At 71.5% G+C, this 25415-nt stretch carries 21 protein-coding genes and 2 riboswitches; of the genes, 16 read left to right on the top strand and 5 right to left on the bottom strand.

Annotation, left to right across the window (positions count from 1 at the left end; genetic code table 11):
* Positions 1 to 25: 25 nt before the first annotated feature.
* On the bottom strand, positions 26 to 1363 hold the full coding sequence (locus J3P36_RS07600; protein WP_210506852.1) for a M20/M25/M40 family metallo-hydrolase: 1338 nt from the start codon (positions 1361 to 1363) through the stop codon (positions 26 to 28).
* Between the two features lie 129 nt (positions 1364 to 1492).
* On the opposite strand from J3P36_RS07600, the gene J3P36_RS07595 reads away from it, so the two are divergent.
* The 3 genes from J3P36_RS07595 to J3P36_RS07585 all read left to right on the top strand — a co-directional run bounded on the left by J3P36_RS07595 (position 1493) and on the right by J3P36_RS07585 (position 3382).
* Positions 1493 to 1894 carry a RidA family protein gene (locus tag J3P36_RS07595; RefSeq protein WP_210506850.1) on the top strand — a complete coding sequence of 134 codons (402 nt, stop codon included), beginning with the start codon at positions 1493 to 1495 and terminating at the stop codon, positions 1892 to 1894.
* 63 nt (positions 1895 to 1957) lie between these two features.
* Positions 1958 to 2689, top strand: a complete 732-nt coding sequence (locus J3P36_RS07590; protein WP_210506848.1) for a hypothetical protein — start codon at positions 1958 to 1960, stop codon at positions 2687 to 2689.
* A gap of 45 nt (positions 2690 to 2734) precedes the next feature.
* On the top strand, positions 2735 to 3382 hold the full coding sequence (locus tag J3P36_RS07585; RefSeq protein ID WP_210506846.1) for an LON peptidase substrate-binding domain-containing protein: 648 nt from the start codon (positions 2735 to 2737) through the stop codon (positions 3380 to 3382).
* A 262-nt stretch (positions 3383 to 3644) separates the two neighbouring features.
* On the opposite strand, the gene J3P36_RS07580 is transcribed toward J3P36_RS07585, so the two are convergent.
* Together J3P36_RS07580 and J3P36_RS07575 are read right to left on the bottom strand one after the other, a co-directional pair.
* Positions 3645 to 4220, bottom strand: a complete 576-nt coding sequence (locus tag J3P36_RS07580; protein WP_210506844.1) for a GNAT family N-acetyltransferase — start codon at positions 4218 to 4220, stop codon at positions 3645 to 3647.
* Positions 4221 to 4503: 283 nt separating this feature from the next.
* A complete protein-coding gene (locus J3P36_RS07575) occupies positions 4504 to 5154 on the bottom strand; it encodes an alpha/beta family hydrolase (protein WP_210506842.1) in 651 nt (216 codons plus the stop codon).
* A 699-nt stretch (positions 5155 to 5853) separates the two neighbouring features.
* Between J3P36_RS07575 and J3P36_RS07570 the strand changes: the two genes are divergently transcribed.
* The 5 genes from J3P36_RS07570 to gcvP all read left to right on the top strand — a co-directional run bounded on the left by J3P36_RS07570 (position 5854) and on the right by gcvP (position 11671).
* Positions 5854 to 6216 carry a VOC family protein gene (locus J3P36_RS07570; protein WP_210506840.1) on the top strand — a complete coding sequence of 121 codons (363 nt, stop codon included), beginning with the start codon at positions 5854 to 5856 and terminating at the stop codon, positions 6214 to 6216.
* 115 nt (positions 6217 to 6331) lie between these two features.
* A complete protein-coding gene (locus J3P36_RS07565) occupies positions 6332 to 6895 on the top strand; it encodes a copper resistance CopC family protein (RefSeq protein WP_210506838.1) in 564 nt (187 codons plus the stop codon).
* Positions 6896 to 6946: 51 nt separating this feature from the next.
* Positions 6947 to 7036: riboswitch (glycine riboswitch) on the top strand.
* Positions 7037 to 7137, top strand: a riboswitch (glycine riboswitch).
* A gap of 45 nt (positions 7138 to 7182) precedes the next feature.
* A complete protein-coding gene (gene gcvT, locus J3P36_RS07560; RefSeq protein ID WP_210506836.1) occupies positions 7183 to 8364 on the top strand; it encodes a glycine cleavage system aminomethyltransferase GcvT in 1182 nt (393 codons plus the stop codon).
* A gap of 8 nt (positions 8365 to 8372) precedes the next feature.
* The gene (gene gcvH, locus J3P36_RS07555; protein WP_210506834.1) at positions 8373 to 8741 is read left to right on the top strand and encodes a glycine cleavage system protein GcvH; all 369 of its coding nucleotides are present in this window, start codon (positions 8373 to 8375) and stop codon (positions 8739 to 8741) included.
* On the top strand, positions 8738 to 11671 hold the full coding sequence (gene gcvP / locus J3P36_RS07550; RefSeq protein WP_210506832.1) for an aminomethyl-transferring glycine dehydrogenase: 2934 nt from the start codon (positions 8738 to 8740) through the stop codon (positions 11669 to 11671). The genes gcvH and gcvP overlap by 4 nt, the downstream gene beginning before the upstream one ends.
* Positions 11672 to 11870: 199 nt before the next feature.
* Here gcvP and J3P36_RS07545 read toward each other — a convergent pair whose 3' ends face one another.
* Complete coding sequence (locus J3P36_RS07545) at positions 11871 to 12644, bottom strand: CPBP family intramembrane glutamic endopeptidase (RefSeq protein ID WP_307806993.1); 774 nt, start codon at positions 12642 to 12644, stop codon at positions 11871 to 11873.
* On the bottom strand, positions 12641 to 13006 hold the full coding sequence (locus J3P36_RS07540) for a thiol-disulfide oxidoreductase DCC family protein (protein ID WP_210506830.1): 366 nt from the start codon (positions 13004 to 13006) through the stop codon (positions 12641 to 12643). The genes J3P36_RS07545 and J3P36_RS07540 overlap by 4 nt, the downstream gene beginning before the upstream one ends.
* Positions 13007 to 13181: 175 nt before the next feature.
* Here J3P36_RS07540 and J3P36_RS07535 point away from each other — a divergent pair, with 175 nt between their 5' ends.
* From J3P36_RS07535 to typA, 8 genes are all read left to right on the top strand, one after another.
* Positions 13182 to 14837: an ABC transporter substrate-binding protein gene (locus J3P36_RS07535; RefSeq protein ID WP_210506828.1), complete on the top strand. Its 1656-nt coding sequence runs from the start codon at positions 13182 to 13184 to the stop codon at positions 14835 to 14837.
* 132 nt (positions 14838 to 14969) lie between these two features.
* The gene (locus tag J3P36_RS07530) at positions 14970 to 15899 is read left to right on the top strand and encodes an ABC transporter permease (RefSeq protein ID WP_210506826.1); all 930 of its coding nucleotides are present in this window, start codon (positions 14970 to 14972) and stop codon (positions 15897 to 15899) included.
* Positions 15889 to 16860, top strand: a complete 972-nt coding sequence (locus tag J3P36_RS07525; RefSeq protein WP_210506824.1) for an ABC transporter permease — start codon at positions 15889 to 15891, stop codon at positions 16858 to 16860. The genes J3P36_RS07530 and J3P36_RS07525 overlap by 11 nt, the downstream gene beginning before the upstream one ends.
* Positions 16857 to 18614 carry an ABC transporter ATP-binding protein gene (locus J3P36_RS07520; protein ID WP_210506822.1) on the top strand — a complete coding sequence of 586 codons (1758 nt, stop codon included), beginning with the start codon at positions 16857 to 16859 and terminating at the stop codon, positions 18612 to 18614. The genes J3P36_RS07525 and J3P36_RS07520 overlap by 4 nt, the downstream gene beginning before the upstream one ends.
* A 392-nt stretch (positions 18615 to 19006) precedes the next feature.
* Positions 19007 to 19792 (top strand): DeoR/GlpR family DNA-binding transcription regulator, encoded by a 786-nt coding sequence (locus J3P36_RS07515; RefSeq protein WP_210506820.1) that lies wholly within the window; start codon positions 19007 to 19009, stop codon positions 19790 to 19792.
* On the top strand, positions 19789 to 20763 hold the full coding sequence (gene pfkB / locus J3P36_RS07510) for a 1-phosphofructokinase (RefSeq protein ID WP_210506818.1): 975 nt from the start codon (positions 19789 to 19791) through the stop codon (positions 20761 to 20763). Before J3P36_RS07515 ends, pfkB begins: the two co-directional genes overlap by 4 nt.
* A gap of 13 nt (positions 20764 to 20776) precedes the next feature.
* Positions 20777 to 22804, top strand: coding sequence for a fructose-specific PTS transporter subunit EIIC (locus tag J3P36_RS07505; protein WP_210506817.1), 2028 nt, complete (start codon positions 20777 to 20779; stop codon positions 22802 to 22804).
* 693 nt (positions 22805 to 23497) lie between these two features.
* Positions 23498 to 25405, top strand: a complete 1908-nt coding sequence (typA, locus tag J3P36_RS07500; protein WP_210506816.1) for a translational GTPase TypA — start codon at positions 23498 to 23500, stop codon at positions 25403 to 25405.
* Positions 25406 to 25415 lie beyond the last annotated feature (10 nt).

The following is a 25415-nucleotide window of genomic DNA, read 5'->3' as shown; positions in this document are numbered from 1 at the left end:
GGCCCCGGCTGGGGGTGTCGAAACCCTACTGGCCGCCGGGCAGCCCGGTGAGCAGGGCGCGGTGGAAGCGCTCGCCGCGTTCCAAGCTGTCGAGCGTGACGTGCTCGTCGATGCCGTGGATCGTCGCGCGCTGGGCGGCGGTCATCGCGAGAGGCGCGAAGCGGTACACGCCCGTGCAGTAGCGGGCGAACCAGCGCGAGTCGGTCGCCGCCATCATCAGGTACGGCGCAGTGATGGCGTCCGGATAGGCGACCGCGACGGCATCCCGGATGGCGGCGAAGCGGGCGTCGTCGACGGGGGACTCGGGGGAGGGGTCGCTGCCCTCGACCACCTCGACGGTGACCAGCGGATCCCGGACCGCGCGGCGCACCCGACGCACCGCGGTCTCGACCGTCTCGCCGACCGCGATGCGCAGGTTTACGATGGCGGACGCCTCCGCCGGGAGCACGTTCTGCGCGCTGCCGCCCTGCAGCATCGTCGGCGCCACGGTCGTGCGGACGAGCGCGGCCGGCTCACCGCCCATCCGCGAGAACAGACGAGCGGTGAGCCACGGCCAGCCGGCCAGCACCCGGAGCAGGATGCGCGCCGGGCCGCTCGTGTGCGGCAAGAAGGCCGCGAGCATCGCGCGCGTCGACAGGGGAGTCCGCGCCCGGAACGGGTTCGGGAAGAGGCGCGCGACCGCACGGCCCACTCGCCCGGCGGCGGTCAGCCGGGGCGGCGCCGACGCGTGGCCGCCCTCGCTCACGGCCCGCAGCCGGACGGTGAGCACGCCCTTCTCGCCGACGCCGACCATGGCGGAGGGCACTCGGACGAAGGGGAGCGGCGCATCCACGACTGCGCCGCCCTCGTCGAGGACGAGCCACGGCGTGATGCCGCGCCCGTGCAGCAAGTCGGCGATCCCGCGGGCGGCGCCGCCGAAGCTCTCCTCGTCGCCGCCGAAGGAGAGGTAGACGTCGCGGGCGGGCACGTATCCCTCGTCGAGCAGGTTCTCGACCGCCTCGAGCACGACGAGGAGCGGGCCCTTGTCGTCGAGCGTGCCGCGGCCCCACACCGCGCCGTCGTGGATGCGGCCCTCGAAGGGCGGCATCCGCCAGCGGTCGGCCTCGGCGGCGGGAACGACGTCGAAGTGCGCCATCAGGACGACAGGGTCGTCGTCGCCGCGCCCGCGCCACCGGTACAGGAGCCCCAGGTCGCCCACCCGCTCGAACTCGAGGTGCTCCGCCACAAGCGGATACAGCTCGGCGATCAGCGTCCGGAAGCGGTCGAAGTCGGCGAGGCCGCGGGCGGCGAGCTCGGCGGACACGGTGGGGAGCTGCACCATCCGGGACAGGCGCTCGGCTGCTCCCGGGCGCGGAACGGTCATGCTCGCGAGTCTAGGAGCGGCGCTGCGCAGCGGCCCGGCGCCTGGTCCATCGGCTCGCGGGCCGTGCCCGTGCCTGCACTCGGCGCGCGGGGCTGTCGGCTGTCCGCGGTGCGTGCCACGGTGTCCGCCATGGAGATCACCCGCATCCAGCCGGCCGGACTCGTCGTCAGCCCGGCGTTCAGTCACGTCGCCGTCGTGCCGCCCGGCGCGACGACGATCTACGTCGGCGGCCAGAACGGCGTCGACGCGACCGGTGCCGTCGTCTCGCCGGACGTCGCCGAGCAGTCGGTCCGGGCCGTCGAGAACGCGACGGTCGCGCTCGAAGCGGCGGGGGCGACACTCGCCGACGTCGTCCAGTGGACGGTGCTGATCACCGCGGACGCCGACCTGCGTGCCGCGTACGGTGCCGTCGCGCCGCGGCTCGCCACGGGCGGCGCCCCTCCGCTCGTCACCGCCGCGGTGGTCGCCGGACTCGGCGTGCCGGGCGCGCTCATCGAGGTGAGCGCTGTCGCGGCGGTCGTGGCGAGCTGACGCGGCCGGTCGCGATGGCCCGGGGCAGGGTCGATGCCCGGCCGGATCTTCTAGGGTGACCCCATGGGGGCTGTCAGATTCCGCCGCACCGTGTTCGCCGCGGCGCTCGCCGCGCTCGCCGCGACAGGGCTGTCCGCCTGCATGCCGCAGGCCGGGGAGTCGACGCCGACCGCGACCGCGTCGTCCGCACCCGCAGAACCGACGCCGACACCGACGGTCACCGCGGCGCCGGCGGCGCGCATCCTCGTCACCGCGCAATCCGTGTCGGTGCTGACTCAGGATGGCGACGCGCTGACGACGTTCGACTACCGGCAGCTCACGTCGGAGGTGGTCAAGGGGCTCAGTGCGTTTCTCGGTGAGCCGTCGGAAGTGCCGTTCCCGTCGACCAGCCACCTCGGCGAGGGCACCCGGTACGAGTGGGACGCGTTCTCCGTCTCCTCCGAGAACCGGTGGGCGACGCTGCCGGACGAGGAGCTCCCCGACTACCTGGCCCGCTGGACCGTCCGAGCCTCGGCGCCGACCGCGCGGGGTATCTCCGTCGAGACGGTCGACGGGATCCGGGTGGGAGATCCCACGACCGAGGTATTGGAGCGCTACCCCGACGCGGGCCAGAGGACCGAGGGGGAGTCGATCACCTCCCGCTATGACATCTTCCTCGGGGCCGTTCTGCCGCCGATCCCGGAGGACAGCCCGGACTACAACGCGGAGTACCGGTGGCAGGTCTGGCTCTTCGACGAAGACCCGACCGACGTCCTCCAGGATCTGCGCGCTCCCTCGCCCAACTTCGGAGCCTGACGGACCTCCGAGGATTCGACGGCGTCCACCTGGCAGGCTGATCAGATGACCGCTCGCCCGATGTTCCCTCTCGGCACGGTGCTCTTCCCGTCGATGCCGGCCGTGCTGCGCGTCTTCGAGGAGCGCTACCTCGCGATGCTCGCGTCGGTGCTGCAGGAGGAGCCCGCCGAGTTCGGGGTCGTGCTCATCGAGCGCGGCATGGAGGTCGGCGGCGGCGACCACCGGTTCCGCGTCGGCACCTTCGCCCGGATCACCCAGCTGATGCAGGGAGAGGGCTTCGTCGGGCTGGTCGCCGAGGGCGCGCAGCGGTTCGAGGTGGAGCGCTGGCTGCCCGACGACCCGTACCCGCGAGCGGAGGTGCGCCTCCTGCCCGACCTCGAGTGGGACGAGTCCTTCCGTCCTCTGCTCGAGGAGACGGAGCGGGTCGTGCGCCGGGTGCTCGCGCAGGCGAGCGAGTTCGCCGAGCAGCGGTGGAGCGCGGATGTGGAGCTCGTCGACGACCCCGTGGCGGCCGCGTGGCAGCTGGCCGGCATCGCGCCGCTCGGTGAGCTGGACCAGGTTGCCCTCCTCCGCGCGTCGACGGTCGAGGGTCTGCTCACCGACGTGCAGCGACTGGCGACGGCGGCACTGGAGACGCTGACGAGCTCGCTGCTCGGGGACGACGACGGGCTCGACCAGCTCGGCGAGCCCTAGCCTGCGATCCTGCCCGGCCCCTCGCCGGGGAAAAGAAAGGGGGCCGCTGCTCCTACCCCTAGGAACGCGGCCCCAATAACGCCCAAGAGACGTGTCAGGTGTTATCCAAGCCGCGAAGGGAAGTCGTAACCCGAATACGTTTCCCCGCTTGCGGCGTGGTTACAGCATCCCTGACCGTGTGCCCCGTCCGCGCCCCCCATTGCGAGTGCCCGTCATTTGGAGGACACGGCCGGCCGGTGGGCGGCCTCGACCGGCAGCGGGATCAGCGTAGGTCGAGCCGCATCAGGATCCGCGGGAACCCTCCCACCACCGACGTCGTGTCGGCGGCCTTCCGGAAGCCGGCGCGCTCGAACATGCTCCGGGTGCCGACGAACGCCATCGTCTGGTCGACCCTCTCGCCGCCGTTCTCGGCCGGGTAGCTCTCGACGACGGGCGCTCCGTTCGCCCGGGCGTAGTCGACGGCCCCCTCGATGAGTGCCGGCGTCACTCCTTGCTTGCGGAAGCCGGGCCGAACCCGGATGCACCAGAGCGACCAGACGGGGAGGTCGTCGAGGTGCGGGATCTTGCGGGAGTTGGCGAACGGGTGCAGCTCGGCTCGTGGGGCGATCCCGGCCCAGCCCGCGACCTCGCCGTCCCGGTACGCGAGGACGCCGGGCGCCAGCTCGCGGGCACACAGCTCCCGGACCTTCTCGGCCCGCGCGACGCCGACGAGTGACCGGTTCTCCTTCGAGCTCAGTCGCCAGGACAGGCACCAGCACACCGACGAGTCGGGGCTCTTCGGCGCGAACATCGTCGCCATGTCGTCGAAGTCGTGCGCGGGCTTCACCTCGATCGGCATCGGCACTCCCTCCGCAAAGAAATCGAGCGGCCGCGGTCGTCGGCGGCGCCGGTGCGCCCATCGTGCCACTCGAGCCGCGTCTGCGCGGGCTCCGCCTCCGGGCCTGAGACGGCCGGACCTGACGATCGCGAGCAGGGCGCCGGTCCGCGCAAGCCCCTGCACCGGTCGGCAGCCCCGAACTAGCGTCGAGGTATGAGGATCATCGGAAGCACAGCACTCGCGGTCGCCACCTCGCTCCTGCTCAGCGGCTGCCTGATCGTGTGGGGCGGGTGACTCCGGCCGATTAGCCGAGCACCTCGTCGACGAACTCCGCTACGGCGGTGACGATCAGGTCCGAGACCTCCGCGCCCGAGATCGGCGAGGACTTCAGGACCTTCATGCCGTGATCGGCGCCCGGCACCGCGACCACCCGGATCCGCCGCCGTCCGTCCACCTCCCGCTCGACGTCGGCGGCCGAGCCGAACGTGTCCCGCTCACCCTGCAGGACGAGCACCGGCACCTCGGGGGTCAGCAGCTCCTCGAGTCTCGACACCTGCGGCCGACCCGGCGGGTGCAGCGGGAAGCCCAGGCACACGACGCCCACGGCGCCGAGCTCGCCGGCCGTGCGGCACGCGACGCGAGCGCCCGCGCTGCGACCGCCGACGATCAGCGGCACGCCGGCGGCGAGCTCCGCGACGGCCGGGAACGACTCCCGCCACCCCGTGTCGAGCAGCGAGGGACGCGCGGCGACCCGGCCGCCCGCGACGCGCCACGGCTGCTCGTGCCGGGCGACGGTGACGCCCTGCGCCGGCAGGCGGGACGCGAGCGCGGTGAGGTCGGCGGACCCGATGCCGCCGCCCGCGCCATGCCCCAGCCAGAGGAGGGCCCGCGGCTCCGCGGCCGCCGCCACGGTGAGGCGGGCGGGCCCGAGCGAGGTGGGCAGGTCGGTCTGCACGGTGCGAGGCTACGCCCTCGCCGAGATGCTCCCACCGGCCGTCGCCGTCGTGACCCCCGCTCGGGGGTCTTGCCGAAACGGTCCGGCACCCAGTAGGGACAAAAGTCCCATTACCTCAGAACACGATCCCACTGGTACCCCCTCGTTCCGGGAATTCGGCGTGCCTAGGGTGGTCGCATCGATGGAGAGGGAGCGCCCGGCATTCGGGTAGCCCGGGTGTTTCTGTCCCTCTCTGTCAGGAGTCTCGGGAGCCGGAGCCACCATTCCGGCCCCTGAGACTCCTGCCCTGATCCGGGGCGCCTCGGTTCCCCCGCCGACGGCGCCCCGGTCATGGGGCGGGCGGCGGCCGTGCTCCTCGCAGGCGGCGGGCGAGTGTGACTCGACACTCGCCAGCGGCCGATCAGCGTGGTCGCCCGTTGCGCCGCGTTCCTCTTCTCCGTCTTCACGCTGACCGTCACGCGGCGGCGATCTCGGTGGATCCCCGGCATCTGGGCGGTGCCGACCGCATACGCGGTCACGGCGGTGGTCGCGCTCGCGGGTGTGGGCGGTGACGGGTCTGCAAGCCGGTCACCGTGCCGCACGCCGTCTGCCGGGCCGCCGCTCATGCGAGGCTGGCGCCGGGGCCGCCTGCCCCGCTCGCGTGCCTGGTCGTCCGCCACCCCGTTGCCCCGCCGGGGGAGCGGGTGGTACTCCTGCCCCATGGAACTGCTGCAGGTGGCGCTGCGCGCCTCCGACCTCGACCGGACGGCGGTCTTCTACGAGCAGCTGCTCGGCGTTCCACCCGCCGGCCGGTTCGATCCGCCCGGGCTCCTCTTCTTCCGATTCGGCGACTCCCGGCTCCTCTTCGAGGAGCGCGCACCGGCCGCCCTCGTCTACATCCGCGTGCCGCACCTCGAGGAGGTCCTCGGCCGGCTGCCCGACGGGGCCGAGCTGCTGGGCCCGCCGGAGCGGATCTTCACCCATCCCGACGACGCGATCGGGCCGGCCGGGGCGGACGAGTGGCACGCCGCCATCCGGGACCCGGACGGCAACCTCGTGGTGCTCGTCGAGCTCGTGCCCTGAGCCACCGCGCGAGATCCGGGCCCGCGTGGAACGCGGTGCCTCGGCAATCCGCGCCTCCGGCCGGACCCGAACTCCTCCCAGCGCCGCATCGGGCGGGGGCTGGAAGGATCGAGGCATGCGCAGGAACCCTCTCCGGCTCGTCGCCGCTCTCGGGCTCGGCGCCGCGCTCGCCGTGGCCGCCCCACTCGCCGCTTCCGCGCATGACTCGCTCACCTCGTCGTCGCCCGCCGCGGACTCGACCGTCGAGGTCGCCGACGCGGTCTCGCTGACCTTCTCGAACGTCGTGCTGGCGCTCGGCGAGGATCAGCGCTCCACTGCCATCCAGGTCCGGCAGGAGGACCGGTACTACGAGACCGAGTGCCCGACGATCGAGGGGCGCAACGTGTCGACGCCCGTGGCGCTCGGCGGGGCGGGGGAGTACGAGGTCGTCTGGCAGGTCGTCTCCTCGGACGGCCATCCCACCTCCGGCAGCTACACCTTCGCCTACACGCCGGCCGCCGGCGCAGCGGAGGCGGACGGATCGGCGGAGCCCGCCTGCGGGAGCGCGGCCGCCGCTCCGGCCGAGGGCGGCGACGACGCGATCCTGCTGGGCGCCGCCGCCGGCGTGGTGCTGCTCGCCGTCGCCGGCGTGCTCGCGGCGGTGCTGCTCGGACGGCGGTCGGGCGCGCGCCGGGAGTGACCCGGGCGGCTCCGCGGGGTAGGCTCGCGACCACAACCGAACATCGGGCCACAGGCCGTCGCGGGAGAGTCCGGCAAGATCGGACACCGAAGGAGCAAGCCTCCCCGCCAATCTCTCAGGTGCACGTACCGCGACGACCGGCCGCTCTGGAAAGCAGGCGCCACCGGGCGCCTCGCCCACGGTGAAAGCGACCCGCTAGCGCGGCGCGCGAATCTCTCAGGCGCCATGACAGAGGGGGAGTTCTTGCCGCAGGGCGCTTCGCCGCGCCTCCTCGAGGAGAAGAACTCGTGACCGACCTCTCGCCCGATCCCGCCTCCCGCCGTTCCCCGCTGCACGACGTGCACGCGGCGGCCGGGGCCACCTTCACCGACTTCGCCGGCTGGCAGATGCCGGTCCGCTACAGCAGCGACCTCGCCGAGCACGCCGCCGTCCGCACCGCCGCCGGGCTCTTCGACCTGTCGCACATGGGCGAGATCCTCGTCGTCGGTCCGCAGTCCGCCGCCGCGCTCGACTTCGCCCTGTCCGGCCCGATGTCGCGCCTCGCCGAGCGGCAGGCGAAGTACACGCTGATGCTCGACGAGAACGGCGGGATCATCGACGACCTCGTCGTCTACCGGACGGGTGAGGACCGCTACCTCGTCGTCGCGAACGCGTCCAACCGCGAGGTGGTGGCGGCTCGCCTGCGCGAGCGGGCGGACGGCTTCGACGCCCTCGTCGAGGACGAGAGCGGCGACATCGGCCTCCTCGCCCTGCAGGGGCCGCGGGCGCTCGAGATCCTGCAGAACCTCGACGGCCTCGACCTGCGCGCCGACATCGAGCCGGGCACGAGCACCGCGGACGCCGTCGCGGCGCTCCGGTACTACCGCGCCATCCCCGGCGAGTACGAGGGGCGGCGCATCCTCGTCGCCCGAACCGGATACACCGGCGAGGACGGCTTCGAGCTCTACACGTCGCCCGAGATCCTCCGCACCCTCTGGGAGTCCCTCCTCGAGATCGGCGCGGGCGCCGGCCTCGTCCCCGCCGGCCTCGCCGCCCGCGACACGCTGCGGCTCGAGGCCGGAATGCCCCTCTACGGGCACGAGCTCGGCCTCAGCGTCCTGCCCGCCCAGGCCGGAATCGGCCGGGCGGTGTCCCTCGACGGCAAGGGCGACTTCGTCGGCCGGGCCGCGATCGAGCGCGGCGAGCCCGCCGACCCGCGTTCCGACTTCGCGGGCCGGGTGCTCGTCGGCCTCGCGTCCGAGGGCAAGCGCGCCGGCCGGGCCGGCTACGCCGTGCACGAGGACGGCGGCGGCCGCGTCGGGTTCATCACCAGCGGGGCGCTGTCGCCGACGCTCGGCCACCCCGTCGCCCTCGCCTACGTGGACGCCGACCGCGGCGAGCCGGGCACCACGCTCTCCGTCGACGTCCGCGGCACGAGGATCCCCGCCACCGTCACTCCCCTTCCCTTCTACACGCGCGCCGCGCACTGAGGAGCACCATGTCCGACAAGGACCTCCGCTACACCGCCGAGCACGAGTGGGTCGATGCCCGCGACGGCGTCGCCACGATCGGCATCACCGCATACGCCGCCGAGCGGCTCGGCGACGTGGTCTACGTGGATCTCCCCGAGGTGGGCGCCGCGGTCCAGGCCGGCACGGTGATCGGCGAGATCGAGTCGACGAAGTCGGTCGGCGAGCTGTACGCGCCGGTCACCGGCACGGTCACCGAGGTCAACGCCGCGGTCGTCGACGCCCCGGAGACCGTGAACGCGGACCCGCTCGGCGAGGGCTGGCTGGTGCGCGTCGACTACGCCGAGCTGCCCGAGCTGCTCGGCGCCGACGAGTACGAGGCCCTGACCCGCGCATGAGCATCGCCCCTCCCCTCGACACGCGATCCGCCGTCGCCCACGACGCGTTCTCCCGGCGTCACATCGGCACGGACGACGCGGCCCGCCGCACCATGCTCGACGTGCTCGGGTACGAGTCCGTCGACGCCCTGCTCGACGCCGCGGTGCCCGAGGGCATCCGCGTCGACCCCGACCGGGAGTCCGTGCTGCCCGCGGCCGCCACCGAGAAGCAGGCCCTCGACGAGCTGCGGGCCCTGGCGTCCCGCAACACGGTCCGCCGCTCCATGATCGGTCTGGGCTACTACGACACCCTCACGCCGTCGGTCATCCTCCGCGGAGTGCTCGAGAACCCGCGCTGGTACACCGCGTACACGCCCTATCAGCCGGAGATCTCCCAGGGCCGACTCGAAGCCCTGCTCAACTTCCAGACGATGGTCGCCGACCTGACCGGCCTCGCGACCGCCAACGCGTCGATGCTCGACGAGTCGACCGCGGTCGTCGAGGGCATGCTGCTCGCCCGTCGCGCGTCGAAGAGCCGCTCGGCGCGCTTCGTCGTGGACGCGGATGCGCTGCCGCAGACCCTGGCGCTGCTCGAGGTTCGCGCGGAGGCGGTCGGCATCGATCTCGTCGTGGCCGACCTGTCCGCCGGCCTGCCCGAGGGCGATCTGTTTGGACTCCTGGTCCAGTACCCGGGAGCGTCCGGGCGGATCTGGGACCCGTCCACTGTGCTCGCCGCCGCCAAGTCCGCCGGCGCGGTGACGGTGGTCGCCGCCGATCTGCTCGCCCTCACCCTGCTCGCTTCGCCCGGTGAGCTCGGCGCCGACGTCGCTGTCGGCACTACGCAGCGCTTCGGCGTGCCGATGGGCTTCGGCGGACCGCACGCCGGCTACCTCGCCGTCCGCGCCGGACTCGAGCGGCAGCTGCCGGGTCGCCTCGTCGGCGTCAGCCAGGACTCGTTCGGCGCGCCCGCGTACCGTCTCAGCCTGCAGGCGCGCGAGCAGCACATCCGCCGCGAGAAGGCGACCAGCAACATCTGCACCGCCCAGGTGCTGCTCGCCGTGATGGCGAGCATGTACGCGGTCTACCACGGGCCCGACGGTCTCCGCTGGATCGCGCAGCGGGTGCACGGCGCCGCACTGGCGACCGCCGACGCGCTCCGCGCCTCGGGTCTCGAGGTCCTCACGCCGGCGTTCTTCGACACCTTCGCGGTCCGTGTACCGGACGCCGACACCGCGCTGGCACGCGCACGGAGGCACGGCATCCTCGTCCGCCGCGTCGACGAGCGCACCATCGGCGTCGCCCTCGATGAGGCGAGCGCGAGTGAGCCCCTCATCGGCGGGCTGCTCGCCCACGCCCTCGGCTGTTCCGAGGAGGGGGACCACGGCTTCGGGCTCGCCGACTACGGCCCCGTCGCGAGCGACATCGAGCCGGCGGAGCTGCGCCGCACCAGCCCGTTCCTCACGCATCCGGTGTTCAACACCCACCACTCGGAGACCGCCATGATGCGGTACCTCTCCTACCTCGCGGGGCTCGACTACGCGCTCGACCGCGGCATGATTCCGCTCGGCTCGTGCACGATGAAGCTCAACTCGGCGACCGAGATGGAGGCGGTCACTTGGCCCGAGTTCGCCCGCATCCACCCCTTCGCGCCCGCCGAGGACGTGGCCGGGTACCTGGAACTGATCGGCCAGCTCGAATCCTGGCTCGCCGACGTCACCGGGTACGACGAGGTCTCGCTGCAGCCGAACGCCGGCAGCCAGGGCGAGCTCGCCGGGCTCCTCGCCATCCGCGGCTACCACCGGTCGCGCGGCGACGAGGAGCGCACCGTCTGCCTCATCCCGTCGAGCGCGCACGGCACGAACGCGGCCTCCGCGGTGCTCGCCGGGATGCGCGTCGTCGTGGTCGCCTGCGACAGCCTCGGCAACGTCGACCTCGACGACCTCCGCGCGAAGATCGCCGACCACCGGGACGCGCTCGCGGCCCTGATGATCACCTACCCGTCGACCCACGGCGTCTACGAGCACGAGGTCCGGGCGATCACGGATGCCGTGCACGAGGCAGGGGGTCAGGTCTACGTCGACGGCGCCAACCTCAACGCCCTGCTCGGCCGCAGCCGTTTCGGCGACTTCGGCGGCGACGTCTCGCACCTCAACCTGCACAAGACCTTCTGCATCCCGCACGGCGGCGGCGGACCGGGCGTCGGGCCCGTCGCGGCGAAGAGCCACCTCGCCCCCTTCCTGCCCGGCCACCCGCTGTCGCAGCGCGGGGCCGCCGAGTTCCAGGGCGGGCCCGTGTCGGCCGCGCCGTTCGGGTCGCCGTCGATCCTGCCGATCAGCTGGGCGTACGTGCGGATGATGGGCGAGGAGGGCCTCCGCGAGGCGACCGACTCCGCCGTGCTCGCCGCCAACTACCTCGCGGCCCGGCTGGCCGAGCACTACCCCGTGCTCTACAAGGGCGACAACGGGCTCGTCGCGCACGAGTGCATCCTCGACCTGCGGCCGCTCACCGCCGCCACCGGGGTCACCGTCGACGACGTCGCGAAGCGCCTCATCGACTACGGCTTCCACGCCCCGACCATGTCGTTCCCGGTCCCGGGCACGCTCATGGTCGAGCCGACGGAGAGCGAGGACCTCGCCGAGCTCGACCGGTTCGTCGACGCGATGGTGGCCATTCGCCGCGAGGCCGACCGCGTCGGCTCCGGGGAGTGGCCGCGGGAGGACAACCCGCTGCGGAACGCCCCGCACACCGCGCACTCCCTCGTCGGCGAGTGGGCGCACCCGTACACCCGCGAGGAGGCCGCGTACCCCTTCGCGGGCACGGCCACCGTCGACGCGGCGGTCGCGACCGCCCGCCTCCGGGGGAAGTACTGGCCGCCGGTGGGGCGCATCGATCAGGCGTACGGCGACCGGAACCTCGTCTGCGCCTGCCCGCCCCCGGACGCCTTCGCCTGAGCCCACCCCCGTTGAGTGAGGAGCGAGCCGAAGGCTCGCGTCTCGAAATCACGCGACCTCGTCTTCGGACGCAACCATCTCGTGGCTCAGTCCAAGGTCGAGGTCGCCTGATTTCGAGACGGCCGCTGCGCGGCCTCCTCAATCACCGGGAGGGCACGGCCGCTGCGCGGCCTCCTCGATCACCGGGAGGGCGACCGCCCTACGTCGTGAAGAGGGAAGGGAACCAGGCGAGGGCCAGCGGGTAGCCGACGAAGCTCACCACGTCGAGGATGAAGTGGGCCACCACGAGGGGGGCCGTCCGGCCCCAGCGGGAGTAGACCCAGCCGAAGACGACGCCCATCGCCACGTTCCCCGCGAACGAGCCGAACCCCTGGTACAGGTGGTAGCTCCCGCGCAGCACGGCGCTGCCGAGGATGATCGGCCACGTGCCGACGCCGAGCTCGCGCAGCCGGGTGAAGAGGTAGCCGACGACGATCAGCTCCTCGGTGAGGGCGGACCGCAGCGCCGACAGGATCAGCACCGGGATCGTCCACCAGTACTCGGAGAGCCCGGAGGTGACGATCGTCGGAGTCAGGCCGAGGATGCGCCCGAGCGCGTAGAGGCCGAGCCCGGGGATGCCGATGACGGCGGCGAGCAGCAGGCCGGACCCCGCATCCCGGCCGGGACGCGTCGCGTCGAAGCCGATCCGGCGGAACGGCGACCCGCCGGCCTGCGCCAGGAGGTAGAGCACGAGCAGCACCGGGACCAGGTCGAACCCGATGGCGAGCAGCTGGTAGACGAGGTCGAACACCGGCCGGTCGCTGAGCGACTGGTTGAGCGTGGCGGTCTGCCGGGAGATCGGCACGTCCTGCGTCAGCCGGTTCGCGATCGCGACGATCGAGTACACGGCGGAGGCGCCGAGCGAGAGGCCGAGGACGATCGCGATCTCGAGCCGCAGTCCGCGGCGGGAGACCGTCGCCTCCGGTGCCGTCACCGGCGGCAGGCGGGGGTGCCCCCGGGGAGGATGTGCCGCAGCTTGGAGACCACCCAGTACGCCCCGTCGGCCACCCAGGACAGGGGAGGCGCCTGCAGGACCCAGCCGAGGAAGCGCCACGCGCCGTCCGGCTGATGGCGGAGGATCGCGCTGAACGCCGCCGCACCGCCGTAGTGCTTCTCCGGCGTGACGAGCCAGACCTGCGACTCCGCCTCGGCCTGGCTCAGGCCGTACCCCTCGAGGTCGGCCCACTGATAGGGGATCGCCTCCGGCATGGCGGTGAGGTTCCGCTCCAGCCAGTCGACGCAGGACGAGCAGAAGCTGCAGTCGCCGTCGAAGATCAGAACGATGTCGGGTCTCACGGTGCCCCTTCGACAACATTCCTGCGTGATGCGCAAGGAATCTCTGTGTTGGTTTCCAGCAGGTAACGATATGGCGCGGCGATTTGGCCCCGTCCTGTACCCCACCTAGGGTACTGACATCCGCGCCGTGGGGGCTCTGCCTGCCACGGCGTAACCTTGCATCGATGGAGGAAGAGTGAATTTCAGACGACTCGGTCTGGGTGCGACCGCGCTGGCTACCGCCGGCGTCCTCGCGCTCGCCGGTTGCGCCAGTGGAGACGGCGGGGGCGACACGTCCTCGTCCGACTCGGGAGCGGTCATCACCGCGAACGGCTCGGAGCCGCAGAACCCGCTGGTTCCCACCAACACCAACGAGACCGGTGGCGGCAAGATCCTCGACGCGATCTTCGCCGGTCTGCAGTACTACGAGGCCGACGGAACCGCGCAGCTCGACATGGCGGAGTCCATCGAGACCGAGGACTCCCAGACCTTCACCATCAAGGTGGAGGAGGGCCACGAGTTCACGAACGGTGACCCGGTCGACGCCGACTCGTTCATCAACGCGTGGAAGTTCGGCGCCCTGCTCTCCAACGAGCAGCTCAACTCGTACTTCTTCGAGGACATCCAGGGCTTCTCGTACGACGCCGACAGCGAGCTCACGGGCCTCCAGAAGGTCGACGACTACACCTTCACGGTGACGCTCAACGAGCCGCGCTCGGACTTCCCGCTGCGCCTCGGCTACTCGGCGTTCTACCCGCTGCCCGCCTCGGCGTTCGACGAGAGCGGCAAGGTCGTCGACACCTTCGGCGAGAACCCGATCGGCAACGGCCCGTACATGCTCGACGGCGAGGGCGCGTGGCAGCACGACGTCCAGATCGACCTCGCGGTGAACCCGGACTACGACGGTCCGCGTGCCCCGCAGAACGACGGCCTCTCCATCGTCTTCTACGCGACCCAGGAGGCCGCGTACGCCGACCTGCTCGCCGGCAACCTCGACGTGCTCGACGCGATCCCGGACGCGAACTTCGCGACCTTCGAGGACGACCTGGGCGAGCGCGCCATCAACAACCCGGCTGCGATCTTCCAGTCCTTCACCATCCCGTCCGCCGTCGGCGAGGGGTCGTGGAACCCGGAGGCGTTCGCGCACTTCCAGGGCGAGGAGGGCAAGCTCCGCCGCCAGGCGCTGTCGATGGCCATCAACCGCGAGGAGATCACCGAGGTGATCTTCGAGGGCACCCGCACCCCGGCGAGCGACTTCACGTCGCCGACCATCGACGGCTGGACCGACAGCCTCGAGGGCGCCGAGGTTCTCGAGTACAACCCGGACGAGGCCAAGAAGCTGTGGGCCGAGGCGGACGCGATCTCCCCGTGGAGCGGCACGTTCACCATCGCCTACAACGCCGACGGCGGCCACCAGGGCTGGGTCGACGCGGTTGCCAACAACATCAAGAACACGCTGGGCATCGACGCGGCGGGCAACCCCATCCCCACGTTCGCCGAGGCGCGCACGCAGATCACCGAGAAGACCTCGACCTCCGCGTTCCGCACCGGCTGGCAGGCGGACTACCCGGGTCTGTTCAACTTCCTCGGACCGCTCTACGCGACCAACGCGAGCTCGAACGACGGTGACTACTCCAACCCCGAGGTCGACGCCCTTCTCACCGAGGGTGCGGCGACCGCGGACGCGGACGAGGCCAACGCCAAGTTCCAGCAGGCCCAGGAGATCCTCCTGCAGGACCTCCCGGCGATCCCGCTGTGGTACTCCAACGTGACCGGTGGCTACGGCGAGGGTGTCGAGAACGTCGAGTTCGACTGGCACTCGGTCCCGCTGTACCACGAGATCACCAAGTAGTACCCGAGCACTTCGCTCCCAACAGAGATGGGGCGGCAGCGCAAGCTGCCGCCCCATCCTTCTGACCAGACGATCAGTTTTCAGAAGGTAATGTTTCCCCCCATGCTCACCGGCGAAATCCGGGCCTGACCCATGGCGTACTACATCGTCCGCCGCCTGCTGCAGGCCATCCCCGTGCTCCTCGGCACGACGTTCCTCATCTACTTCATGGTCTTCGCGATGCCGGGGAACCCGCTGCTCGCCCTCTTCGGCGACAAGGCTCCGAACCCCGCACTGCTGGAGCGGCTCGAGGAGCAGTACCACCTCAACGAGCCGTTCTTCATCCAGTACCTGAACTACCTCGGCAACATCTTCCAGGGCGACTTCGGCATCTCGTTCTCGGGCCAGTCGGTCAACGAGATCCTCGGCCGCACGTTCCCCGTCACGCTCCGGCTCGCGTTCATCGCGATCGTCATCGAGATGGTCGTCGCGCTGACGGTCGGTCTCTGGAGCGGCCTGCGCAAGGGCGGCATCTTCGACGCGAGCGCGCTCGTCGTCAGTCTGCTGCTCATCTCCGTGCCGATCTTCGTGCTGTGCTTCATCGCGCAGTTCTTCTTCGCGGTCCAGCTCGGCTGGTTCAGCCCGACGGTGGGCGCCGACGCCTCGCTGCCGAAGCTGATCCTGCCCGCCATCGTGCTCGCGCTGTTCGTCATCGCGACGGCCATCCGGCTCACCCGGTCGTCCGTCATCGAGACGGCGGGCGCCGACTTCGTGCGCACCGCCTACAGCAAGGGCCTCTCGCGCCGCCGCATCGTGCCGGTGCACATCCTGCGCAACTCGCTCATCCCGGTGACGACGCAGTTCGGCGCCGACTTCGGCCTGCTCATCGTCGGCGCGACCGTCACCGAGGGAATCTTCAACGTGCCCGGCGTCGGCAACACGCTCTACCAGGCGATCATCCGCGGGGAGCGGCCGACGGTCGTGTCGTTCGTCACGGTGATGGTGCTGCTCTACCTGGTCGTCAACATCATCGTCGACCTCATCTACGCACTTCTCGACCCGAGGATCCGCTATGTCAAGTGAGACGCCGGCCGCCGTGCGGCCCACCCGCTCGGCGAACCACTTCGTCGCCGACGTCGACGAGACGCCGGTCGCCGACGTCGACGCCGTCAAGCTCGACGAGAAGCCCAGCAACCTGTGGCGGGACGCCTGGCGCGACCTGCGCCGCCGCCCCATCTTCTGGATCTCCGGAGCGCTCATCCTGTTCATCGTCTTCGTGGCGATGTTCCCGGGCCTGTTCACCTCGACGCCGCCCGACAGCGGCTGCGAGCTGTCGAACAGCAACGCCGGCCCGTCCGCCGGCCACCCGTGGGGCTACACGAAGCAGGGCTGCGACATCTACTCGCGCGTCGTGCACGGCGCCTCGACGTCGCTGTCGGTGGGCTTCATCGTGATCGCGCTGACCACGATCACGGGCATCGTCTTCGGCGCCCTCGCCGGCTTCTTCGGCGGCTGGGTGGACACCGTGCTGATGCGCGCGGGCGACATCTTCTTCTCGATCCCCTACATCCTCGCGGCCGTCGTGATCATGTCCGTGTTCTCGGCGCACCGGAACGTCCTCGTCATCGCGCTCGCGATCGGGGTGTTCGCATGGCCGACCACGGCCCGCGTGCTCCGCTCCGAGGTGCTGAGGGTCAAGAACTCCGACTTCGTCGCCGCGGCCACCGCCACCGGCCTGTCGAAGCTCGGGATCCTGTTCCGGCACGTGCTGCCGAACTCGATCGCGCCCGTCATCGTCGTCACGACCCTGTCGCTCGGCGCGGCCATCACGGCGGAGGCGACCCTGTCATTCCTCGGCGTCGGCCTTCCCGGCAGCGTCATGTCGTGGGGCAACGACATCAGCCAGGCCCAGCGCGACCTGCGGACCGATCCGCAGACGCTGATCATCCCGTCCATCGCGCTGACGACCACCGTGCTGAGCTTCATCCTGCTCGGTGAGGCGCTGCGCGACGCGCTCGACCCGAAGGCGAGGGCTCTCCGATGAGCACCACCGAGTACACGTCCGCGGGTGCCGCGCCGCTCCTCGAGGTCCGCGATCTCGAAGTCGGCTTCCGCACCCAGGGCGGCCTGGTGAAGGCCCTCAACGGGGTCAGCTTCACCGTCGAGCGCGGCGAGACCGTCGCGATCGTCGGCGAGTCGGGCTCAGGCAAGTCGACGACTGCCGCCGCGATCATCAACCTCCTCCCCGGCAGCGGCCAGATCACGGGCGGTCAGGTCCTCTTCGAGGGCCGCGACCTCGCCAAGGCCTCCCGCCGGGAGCTCGAGGACGTGCGCGGCAAGCTCATCGGCTTCGTCCCGCAGGACCCGATGTCGAACCTCAACCCGGTGTGGAGCGTCGGCTTCCAGGTGGAGGAGACGGTCAAGGCCAACGGGCTCGCGACCGGCAAGCGCGCTGTGCGCGCCAAGGCGATCGAGGTCCTCAAGCAGGCGGGCCTCGCGGACGCCGAGCAGCGGCTGCACCAGTTCCCGCATCAGTTCTCCGGCGGCATGCGCCAGCGCGTGCTCATCGGCATCGGCCTCGCGGCGGATCCTCGCCTGCTGATCGCCGACGAGCCGACCTCGGCCCTCGACGTGACGGTCCAGCGCCGCATCCTCGACCACCTCGAGTCGCTGACCGAGCAGTCGGGCACCGCGGTGCTCTTCATCACCCACGACCTCGGCCTCGCCGCGGAGCGAGCGTCGAAGCTGATCGTCATGTACAAGGGCAAGATCGTCGAGGCGGGACCCTCGCTCGAGATCCTGCAGAACCCGCTGCACCCCTACACGCAGCGGCTCATCGCCGCCGCACCGAGCCTCGCCTCGCGTCGTATCCAGGCCAGCGGGCAGCACCTCGGCTCCATCTCCCACGCGGAGACGGGCTCGGCCGCGTCGGTCGACCTGATCGCGGCGGCCGAGGAGCGGGTCGAGGCTGTGACGCCCGGTCTCGACGGCCAGGTGCGCCGCGAGCCGAGCATCGTGGTCGAGAACCTCACCAAGGTGTTCAAGATCCGGTCGGGCGGCTTCAAGCAGGTCGAGTTCAAGGCCGTCGGCGACGTGTCCTTCTCGATCGCGAAGGGCACCACGACGGCCCTCGTCGGCGAGTCCGGCTCGGGCAAGTCGACGGTCGCGAAGCTGCTGCTGCGCCTCGAGGACCCGACGAGCGGGCGGATCAGCGTGCAGGGGCGCGACATCGCCTCGCTGCGCGGACGCCAGCTGCTGTCGCTCCGGCGCACCATGCAGCCCGTGTTCCAGGACCCGTACGGCACGCTCAACCCGCTCAACAACATCGGCAACACGATCGCCGAACCCCTCAAGGTGCACGGCGTGGGCGACCGGACGAGCCGCCGCGAGCGCGTGTTCGAGCTGCTCGATCAGGTGTCCCTGCCGCGCGTCATCGCAGGCCGGTACCCGAACGAGCTGTCGGGCGGCCAGCGCCAGCGCGTCGCCATCGCGCGCGCCCTCTCGCTGAAGCCGGACGTCGTCGTGCTCGACGAGGCGGTGTCGGCGCTCGACGTGCTCGTGCAGGCGCAGATCCTCCGGCTCCTCGCCGACCTGCAGGGTGAGCTCGGGCTCACCTACCTCTTCATCACGCACGACCTCGCGGTCGTGCGCGTGATCGCCGACAACGTCGCGGTCATGCAGAAGGGCAGGATCGTGGAGGCCGCGACGACGGACGAGGTGTTCGACTCACCGCGGGAGCAGTACACCCGCGACCTCCTCGACGCGATCCCGGGCGCGGGCATCAAGCTGGGCATCTGACGCACTGCTGAATTCGGGCCCCGGCCCGGCGGATTCTCCCGCCGGACCGGGGCCTTTTCTCGTGCTCGGAGGATCGACAGCTCGTGGTTCAGCAGGCGCGGCGAGGCCTCAGCAGGCGCGGCGAGGCCACGGCAGGCGCGGCGAGGCCACGGCAGGCATCGGCCGGCCCCTTCTGCCTGCTGAGCCCTTGACGTGCCTGCTGAGCCCGCGACGTTCCTGCTGAGCCCGTGGCGATGCTGCTGAGCCCGCGGCGATGCTGCCGGGGTGATCCGAGCGGAACGGGGGCGCCTCTCCGATCGTCCAGCGCAGAAGTGGGGCGTGGGATTCTGTTGTTTCGTGTTGGTTTGTCTGCGTATAGTTGGCCAACTTTCCCCCTAGTCGAAGGCGACAGGATGTACGCACCAGAGCGACAGGCCGCGATCTCCGCGGTGATCACGGCCCAGGGCCGAGCAGGAGTCACCGATCTGGCCGAGCGGTTCGACGTCACGACGGAGACCATCAGGCGCGACCTGGACCTCCTCGAGCGCGCGGGTCTCCTCCGCCGCGTGCACGGGGGAGCAGTGGCCCCCAACCGCACCAGCGCCGTGGAGGCGGCGGTCGCCCAGCGCACCGACCTCGCCCGGCAGGCGAAGCAGCGCATCGCGCAGGCCGCCTTCCGCTACATCCCCTCCGACGGCCGTTCCGCGGTCCTGCTCGACGCGGGCACCAGCACGGGCGTCCTCGCCGAGCTCCTCGCCGACTGGCGGGGGGAGCGGACCGACGACGTCCTCTCCGTGATCACCCACTCGGTCACGGCCGCGACCCTCCTCCTGCACGCGCCTGCCGTGGAGCTGCACCTGCTCGGCGGGCGCGTCCGCCGCGTGACGGACGCCGCCGTCGGCCCCGGCACGGTCGAGCAGATCTCCCGGCTCCGACCGGACGTCGCGGTCCTCGGCACGAACGGGATCTCCGCCGCCGGCCTCACCACGCCGGACGAGGGCGAGGCCGCGGTCAAGACCGCCATCGTCCGCGCCGCCCGCCGCGTCATCCTGCTCGCCGACGCCACCAAGTTCGACGAGGAGGCCCTCGTCCTGTTCGCGGGCCTGGCCGACATCGACGTGCTCGTCACCGACGCCGCCCCGCCCGCGCCGCTCGCCCGCGCCCTCGCGGACGCCGAGGTCGAGGTGGTCGTCGCATGATCGTCACCCTCACCGCCAACCCGTCCATGGACCGGACGGTGGGGCTCGTCGGCCCGCTCGAGCGTGGAGCCGTGCTCCGCGCGATCTCGTCCACGGCGAGTCCCGCCGGCAAGGGCGTGAACGTGAGCATCGCCCTGCACCGCTTCGCCGGCAGCACTCTCGCCGTCCTGCCCGGCCGCCCCGACGAGCCCGTGGTCACCGCACTCGCGCAGCAGGGCATCACCGTGAAGTCGGTGCCGATCGCGGGCGAGCTCCGCTCCAACATCACGGTGACCGAGCCGGACGGCACCACCACCAAGATCAACGAGCCCGGACCGACGCTCAGCGCCGACGAGTGGGAGCGCCTGGCCGAGGCGGTCGTCGCCTCCGCCCGGCACCGCGGGGGCTGGGTCGCGCTCTGCGGCTCACTGCCGCCCGGTGTGCCGGACGACGCCTACGCCGCCATCGCTCGGGCGGTGCGCGACGCGGGCGTGCAGGTCGCGCTCGACACGTCGGGGCCCGCCCTGGGCGCCACCCTCGCCGCGTCCGCCGTCGACCTGATCAAGCCCAACGCGGAGGAGCTCGTCGAGCTCACCGGAGCGCGCGAGGACCCGCGGGACCTCGAGGAGGAGCCCCGGCTCGTCGCGGACCTCGCGCGGCGGCTCGTCACCTCCGGCGTCGGCGCCGTGCTCTGCACGCTCGGCGCTCACGGCGCCGTGCTCGTCACCCCCGGCGGCGTCTGGCACGCCCCGGCGCCCGCCATCCGCCCCCGCAGCACCGTCGGCGCCGGCGACTCCTCCCTCGCCGGCTACCTCCTCGCCGACGTCCGCGGCGCACAGCCCGAGGAGCGGCTGCGCCGTGCGGTCGCCCACGGCGCGGCGGCCGCCGCCCGATCGGGCAGCGAGATGCCCGACCCCTCCGACGTCCACGAACTCCTTCCCCTCATCCCCGTCACCGCCGTCACCCTCCCGCGCACCGTCGCCGGGATCTGAAAGGAACACCGCCATGACCGATCTGATCACCCGTGATCTCGTCCTCCTCGACGCCGACCTCGGCACCGAGCGACGGGACGTGATCCGCGCACTCGCCGAGCGCGTCGTCGCCGCCGGCCGCGCCACCGAGGCCGACTCCCTCTTCGCCGACGCCTGGGAGCGTGAGAGCAAGGGCGACACCGGCGTGCCCGGCGGCATCGCCATCCCGCACTGCCGCTCGTCCGCCGTGACCCAGGCGTCCCTCGCGATGGCGCGCCTGAAGCCCCCGGTCGACTTCGGCTCGTTCGACGGGCCCGCCGACCTCGTCTTCATGATCGCCGCTCCCGAGGGGGCCCACTCCGAGCACCTTCAGCTGCTCGCGAAGCTCGCGCGGTCGCTCATGCTCCCCGAGTTCCTCGAGGAGCTGCGCGCCGCCGCCACGCCGGACGACATCGTCGCCCTCGTCGGCAGGGCGCTGAGCGACGAGGAGGAGGGCGCGGAGGCTGCGCCGTCCCCGGCCGCCGCGCCCGCCGCGGCGCCCGCGCCGTCGTCCGATGCGCCGCTCCTCGTGGCGGTCACCGCCTGCCCGACCGGCATCGCGCACACCTACATGGCCGCCGACGCCCTGGTCGCGGCCGCGAAACGAGCCGGCGCCGAGCTGCGGGTGGAGACGCAGGGCTCCGCGGGTGCGACGCCGCTGCCCGCCGACGTCATCTCGCGCGCCGACGCCGTCATCTTCGCGGTCGACGTCGACGTGCGCGACCGCGGGCGCTTCGCCGGCAAGCCGGTCGTGCAGGCGCCCGTGAAGCGCGGGGTCGACCACCCGGACGACATGGTCGCCGAGGCGCTCGCCGCCGCGAAGGACCCGAATGCGCGCCGCGTGCCGGCCGCCGACGCCCCCGCCGCGACGGCCGAGGAGGCGAACGAGCACTTCGGTCTGAAGCTCAAGCGGTGGCTGCTGACCGGCGTGAGCTACATGATCCCGTTCGTCGCGGGCGGTGGGCTCCTCATCGCCCTCGGCTTCCTGCTCGGCGGTTACCAGGTCACCGATGTCGCCTCTGACGTCGTCATCAACAACTCGCTCTGGAATCTGCCCGAGGGCGGCCTCGGCACCTACCTCGGCTCGGTCGCGCTGGTGATCGGCCAGACCTCGATGGGCTTCCTGGTCGCCGCGCTCGCCGGGTACATCGCCTACGCGATCGCCGACCGGCCCGGCATCGCCCCCGGCTTCGTCGCCGGTGCCGTCGCCGCTCTGATGGATGCCGGCTTCCTCGGCGGCCTCGTCGGCGGTCTGCTCGCCGGCTGGGCTGCGTGGCTCATCGGCCGGCCGGCGGTCCCGCGCTGGCTCCGCGGCCTCATGCCGGTGGTGATCATCCCGCTCGGGGCCTCGATCGTCGCGTCCGGCCTGATGCTCATGTTCCTCGGCGGCCCGATCGCCGCCCTCATGACCGGGCTCAGCGACTGGCTCAACTCGCTGACCGGCGCCGGCGCGGTCGTGCTCGGCCTGATCCTCGGCACGATGATGGCCTTCGACCTGGGCGGTCCGGTCAACAAGGTCGCTTACGCCTTCGCGGTGGCGGGCCTCGGCGCCGGCAGTCTCGAGAACCAGGCGCCGTGGCAGATCATGGCCGCCGTGATGGCGGCGGGCATGGTGCCGCCGATCGCCATGGCCCTCGCGACGGTGATCGACCGCAGGAGCTTCAGCGCGGTCGAGCACGAGAACGGCAAGGCGGCGTGGCTGCTCGGCGCGGCCTTCATCTCGGAGGGCGCCATCCCGTTCGCGGCCGCAGACCCCCTGCGCGTGCTTCCCGCCGGCATCGTCGGCTCCGCCCTCACCGGCGCGCTGATCATGGGCACGGGCGTCACCTCGCAGGCCCCGCACGGAGGGGTGTTCGTCTTCTTCGCGATCGGCAACTTCGCCCTCTTCGCCCTCTGGGTCATCGTCGGCGCCGTGGTCTCGGCCCTGCTGGTGGTCGCCCTGAAGCGCTGGGTGCGCCGCCGCCCCGTCGAGCAGGAGACCGCCGAGGCGGAGCGCTCCGCCGCCGTCCCCGTCGCCGCCTGACGGCATCGGGAGGAAGGGGCGGGCCCGTTCGGGTCCGCCCCTTTCCCTGTCCCTCTGTCCCTCAGCAGGAACGCCCTCTGTCCCTCAGCAGGAACGCCCTTTGTCCCTCAGCAGGAACGCCCTTTGTCCCTCAGCAGGAACGGTCTTGTCTCGGCAGGAACCGGCGTTCCATCAGCAGGAACGGAACCGCCTCAGCAGGCAGAACAGGCCGAGTTCTGCCTGCTGAAGCCCCGCGGTGCCTGCTGAAGTGAGCTTCTGGTGGCTCAGCAGGCACGGGATCCCGGCAGGAGTGGTCGTCCGCCTCAGCAGGAACGGAGTCCCTCCGTAGGAACAGACTCCTTCAGCAGGAACGGCCCCCCTCCTCAGCAGGCACGGAACCACTTCAGCAGGCACACCAGGACCAGTTCTGCCTCCTGAACGCTCTCCGTTCCTGCTGAACCTTGCTAGCACCACCCCCGACGCCGTCCGTTCCTGCTGAAGTTGACGGTCGTTCCTGCTGAACCTCGCCAGCCCCCCTCTGAGACCCGAAGTGCCCGCCGAACCCGATCCATCCCGCCTGCCGAACCCCCTCCGTTCCTGCTGAAGGGGAATGCCGACACCCCCCGCGGCGTTAGACTGGAGGATCGCTGGGGCGCCACGCGCCCTTCAGCCTGCTTCGGCCGACGACGGCCCCTCTTCCCAAGGATGTTTCCCATGGCTTCAGCCGCGCGCTCCGACCTGCGCAATGTCGCGATCGTCGCCCACGTCGACCACGGCAAGACGACGCTCGTCGACGCCATGCTCCGCCAGACCAACTCGTTCGCCGAGCACGCCCACCTCGAGGACCGCGCGATGGACTCGAACGAGCTCGAGCGTGAGAAGGGCATCACGATCCTCGCGAAGAACACCGCGATCTCGTATGCCGGCGCCCACGCGAACGGCACCCCGATCACCATCAACGTGATCGACACCCCCGGCCACGCCGACTTCGGCGGGGAGGTCGAGCGCGGTCTCTCGATGGTGGACGGTGTCGTCCTGCTCGTCGACGCGAGCGAGGGCCCGCTGCCGCAGACCCGGTTCGTGCTCCGCAAGGCGCTCGCCTCGAAGCTGCCCGTCATCCTCGTCGTCAACAAGACGGACCGCCCCGACGCGCGCATCCCCGAGGTCGTCGAGGAGAGCCACGACCTGCTCCTCGGTCTGGCGAGCGACCTGTCGGACGAGGTCCCCGACCTCGACCTCGACGCGATCCTCGACGTGCCCGTGGTCTACGCCTCCGGCCGCGCCGGCGCCGCGAGCCGCAACGAGCCCGCGAACGGCGAGCTGCCCGACAACGCGGACCTCGAGCCGCTGTTCGAGGCGATCCTCACCCACATCCCGGCACCGACCTACGACCCGGAGCACCCGTTCCAGGCTCACGTTACCAACCTCGACGCGTCGCCGTTCCTCGGCCGCATCGCGCTGCTGCGCATCTTCCAGGGCGAGGTGAAGAAGGGCCAGACGGTCGCCTGGGTCCGCCACGACGGCTCCACCCAGAACGTCCGCATCACCGAGCTGCTGGTCACGAAGGCGCTCGACCGCTTCCCGGCCGACTCGGCGTCCGCCGGTGACATCGTCGCCGTCGCGGGAATCGAGGACATCACGATCGGCGAGACCCTCGCCGACCCCGAGGACGTCCGCCCGCTGCCCGCGATCACCGTCGACGAGCCCGCGATCTCGATGCTCATCGGCACCAACACCTCGCCGCTCGTCGGCAAGGTGAAGGGCGGCAAGGTCACCTCCCGCATGGTCAAGGACCGCCTCGACCGGGAGCTCATCGGCAACGTGTCCATCCGCGTCGTCGACGTCGGACGACCGGACGCGTGGGAGGTGCAGGGCCGCGGCGAGCTCGCGCTCGCGATCCTCGTCGAGCAGATGCGCCGCGAGGGCTACGAGCTCACCGTCGGCAAGCCGCAGGTCGTCACCCGCGTCATCGACGGCAAGACGCACGAGCCCTACGAGCACCTGACGATCGACGCCCCCGAGGAGCACCTCGGCGCGATCACCCAGCTCCTCGCCGGCCGCCGAGGCCGCATGGAGTCGATGTCGAACCACGGCACCGGCTGGGTCCGCATGGAGTTCCTCGTGCCGTCGCGCGGCCTCATCGGCTTCCGCACCGACTTCCTCACCGTCACGCGCGGCACCGGCATCGCGAACGCCATCTTCTCCGGCTACGAGCCCTGGGCCGGCGCCATCACGGTCCGCAACAGCGGCTCCCTCGTCTCCGACCGCGCGGGCGTCGTCACGACCAACGCGCTGATCACGCTGCAGTCCCGCGGCACCTTCTTCGTCGGCCCCGGCGAGGAGGTCTACGAGGGCATGGTCATCGGCGAGAACTCGCGCTCCGAGGACATGGACGTGAACATCACCAAGGAGAAGCAGCTCAACAACATCCGCTCCTCCACGGCCGACGAGCTGGAGCGCCTCACCCCGCCCCGCCGCCTCTCGCTCGAGGAGAGCCTCGAGTTCGCCGGCGAGGACGAGTGCGTCGAGGTCACGCCGACCGCGATCCGCATCCGCAAGGTGGAGCTGGACCAGACGTTGCGCGCCCGGGCGGCCTCCCGCCTCAAGAAGCAGAACGCGTAGCCGCCTCTCC

It is taken from the genome of Naasia sp. SYSU D00057 (assembly GCF_017916505.1).
Taxonomy (GTDB): domain Bacteria; phylum Actinomycetota; class Actinomycetes; order Actinomycetales; family Microbacteriaceae; genus Naasia.
The sequence above is the reverse complement of the archived record's forward strand: the minus strand, read 5'-3'. Positions and strand labels throughout refer to the sequence as shown.